At 47.7% G+C, this 3,498-nt stretch carries 2 protein-coding genes; both read right to left on the bottom strand.

Going from position 1 to position 3,498, the window contains the following annotated elements:
- Nucleotides 1-603: 603 nt before the first annotated feature.
- On the bottom strand, nucleotides 604-1,788 hold the full coding sequence (gene hydF, locus J7K63_07365) for a [FeFe] hydrogenase H-cluster maturation GTPase HydF (GenBank protein MCD6234837.1): 1,185 nt from the start codon (nucleotides 1,786-1,788) through the stop codon (nucleotides 604-606).
- Nucleotides 1,789-1,798: 10 nt separating this feature from the next.
- Nucleotides 1,799-3,202, bottom strand: coding sequence for an aspartate ammonia-lyase (locus J7K63_07360; protein MCD6234836.1), 1,404 nt, complete (start codon nucleotides 3,200-3,202; stop codon nucleotides 1,799-1,801).
- Nucleotides 3,203-3,498 lie beyond the last annotated feature (296 nt).

Genomic DNA, 3,498 nt, shown 5'->3' with positions numbered 1-3,498 from the left:
GTGGACAGTCGTCAGTCAACAGTCAATAGTCGACAGTAGTGAGAAATTGATTGGATGATTGATTCGATTGTCTGCCCTGTGAAATAAAAGCCGGTTTGTCTGGGGGAATGACGCGTAACGCGTGACGCGTGACGAGAAAGTCGGCAGTGGACAGGCTACCGGTTATTTGCTACTGGCTATTGAAAGCCTTCTTTTCTATCAATCATCATCAATATATAATTATTAATATTATCTTGCATTAAACCGTAAAACCGATTATCTTAACCCCCGGGATGGAGGGCGAACCTATTACAGAATCCATATATTCAATTTCACACTTTTTTGCTTGACATATACATTGGGCGAACACAATCCTGTCCGCAACGAGCATGCTCGTTCCCTACGTTTTTTTAATTTTACCCGAGCAACGATGTTGGGCAAGCACTCTCTCTCCCTCTCTCCCTCGTGCTCTTGTGCTCTCATACACTCATTCCCTCTGCGTCACTGCATCCTCAGCGATATATAAAAAATAACCTCAGCGTCTTTGAGAGCTCTGCGGGAGGAACCGTGTCCTGTATCGCCCTGCATCTCCGCGCCCTCCGCGGGAGGAAAATCTCCCCTTCATCAATAACCAAAGGGCCGAATCACCCGGTCCAGTAATCCATGAACCTTGGAAATAATCACTCCGTAATTGGTAATGGGAATCTCTTGCCTGTGGGCGGTCAGTATTCGCCGTTTGAATTCCATGCCGGTGATCATGCAACTGCCGCAATGGATGATTAATGTATATTCTTCCAGATTTTCGGGGAAATCATGTCCGGCATAGACATCAAAATGGAGATCTTTGCCGGTATATTGTTTCAACCACCGTGGGATTTTTACCCGGCCGATATCATCGGATTGCACATGGTGTGAACAGGCTTCCGCAATAAGGATCTTATCCCCGTTTTCCAGTTTATCTGCCATGTTCGCTCCTTCAACCAACATATCCAAATCCCCTTTGTACCGTGCAAAAGCGGTTGAAAAGGTGGTAAAAGGGACCTCATCAGGCACGCTTCCCGCCACTTTCAGCACAACCTGGGAATCGGTAATAACCAGAGCAGGCGGCCGGGATAGTTTTTCCAGGGCTTCATCCAACTCACGATCCTTCACCGTCACCGCAATGGCATCATTATCCAGCACTTCCCGGATGACCTGCACCTGAGGAAGAATTAAACGTCCCTTTGGTGCCGCCAGATCAATGGGAACCACCAAAACAACCAGATCCCCACCCTGGATAATATCCCCGATAATCACCGGTTCACGTTTAAAATATTCCGGGACAGAAGCAATGATTTTTTCCTTCAGGTCATGGACACCCAGAAATGTTTTGGTTGAGACCCTCAGGGCGCGGTTCACTTCTTCCACGGGAATTTCCGGGGATGCCAGATCTGATTTATTGAACGCGATGAGATAAGGTATATCCATTTTTTTTAAATCATCAATGATTTCCCTGTCCGCTTCCGTAATTCCATGTTCGTCAACCACCACCACAGCAATATCGGTCCTTAACAGAACCTTTCGGGTGGCTTTTACCCTCATATCCCCCAATGTTCCCGTATCATCCAGTCCGGCTGTATCATAAAAGGTTACAGGACCTACAGGAATCAGTTCATACGCTTTCGCCACGGGATCAGTGGTAGTCCCGGGCTCTTCCGAGACAATGGCAATGTCCTGTTCGGCAATGGCATTGATCAGGGAGGATTTCCCCGCATTCCGCCTGCCTAAAAAAGTGATAATCAGTCGTTCTCCACGAGGGGCTTTTACCATAGTGTACTCCTTACAAATGCTCTCCGGGCGTAAATCCCAGTTTTAACATATTCTGAGGTGATAAAAGAGTATCCAGTTGATCTTGTGTCAGATATTTCTTTTCCAATACCAGATTTTTGAATGATTTCTTTTCAGCCAGCGCTTCTTTCACCCATTTCTGCACTGTATCATATCCAAAATAGGGCACCAGTGCCGTTGCCAGGGTCCACCCTTCACCGATTTTCGATTCACAGGATTCCCGGTTCGCCTGGATATCCTGTGTACAGTGATGATCCATGGCAACAGTCACGGCAGTCAATAGCTTCAGGGATTCCATAAAAGTGTGGCTTATCAGCGGCAGAAGATGATTTAACTCCAGCTGTCCCATACCCGCTGCCTGGGCGATCACCTGGTCATTACTCATGACCCGCAGGGCAACCTGTACGGCGGATTCAGGAATTACCGGATTCACCTTTCCGGGCATAATGGACGAACCTGCCTGGATTTCCGGCAACCGGAGCTCATGAAATCCCCCGGCCGGTCCCGATGAAAGAAGCCTGAGATCATTGGCGATTTTCATCAGATTCACGGCATAACTTTTTAAAATAGCCGAGACTTCCGCAAAATTGTCCAGATTCTGTGTGGCATCCACCAGATTCTCTGCCCTGGCCAGTATGAGTCCTGTCTCTTTTTTCAAGTATTCGGATGCTTTAAAAATATATTCCCGGGGAGCACCCAACCCGGTTCCAACGGCCGTTCCCCCCAGGTTATGGATTTTTATCCGCTCCCGGGCTTTAAATATCCGCCAGCGGTCCCGGGCTACCGCCTCCGCCCAGGCCCCAAAGGTCATTCCCAGAGTCATGGGAACCGCATCCTGAAGCTCGGTCCGGCCCAGTTTTAAAATATTCTGAAAAACCGCCTCTTTTTCCTGTAAATCTGCCTGCCAGTCAATAACCGCCCTTTCAAGGTCTTTTAAACGGAGCAATACAGCCACACGCAGGGCCGTTGGATACACATCATTGGTGGATTGGTGAAGATTTACATGGTGCAACGGATGGATTATGTCATAAGTACCGGGAGAATATCCGAGTTTCTGCAGCGCAAGATTGGCGATCACCTCATTGAAATTCATATTGGTGGATGTGCCGGCCCCTCCCTGCCAGGGATTGACCACAATCCATGCGTGGTGCTTTCCCCCGGCTATTTCAGAACAGGATTCAGCCAATACTCTTGCTTTCTCAGCATCCAGGTACCCTGTCTCTTCATTGGCCCGAATACACGCTTTTTTCACCAGGGCAAAGGCTTTGATAAAAACCGGATCCAGTCGTTCCTCGCTAAAAGAAAAATGGTTCAGTGAACGCTGAGTATGAATGCCATACAGGCAGTCATCCGGCAATTCAAGGGTTCCTAAGGCATCTTTTTCTATTCGGGACATAGGTATCGTCACCTGTTTTTGCTGCAATTTACATATAGCAGGTGGATTCCGCACGTAGAGAATCCTCACGGATAATCCCCTTCCATGGAGGTATCACTTCTTTTTTCACATAACTTATTTTAATTTTAAAGGAAACAAAGGAGTTGCATGGCAGAAACACGACGGGAAATACTGATGCGGGGATTTGATCCCCTGGCCCTTCTGGGAGTGAATGATGAGAATTTAAAAATTCTGGAGGATCATTTTAACGCGGAGATCATGGCCCGGGGACAGAGTATCAAAATCATTGGGGATCC

This window comes from Candidatus Neomarinimicrobiota bacterium (assembly GCA_021157965.1).
In the GTDB taxonomy this organism is placed as follows: Bacteria; Fidelibacterota; Fidelibacteria; order Fidelibacterales; family Fidelibacteraceae; genus Fidelibacter.
This window is presented reverse-complemented; position numbering and strand designations above follow the sequence as displayed.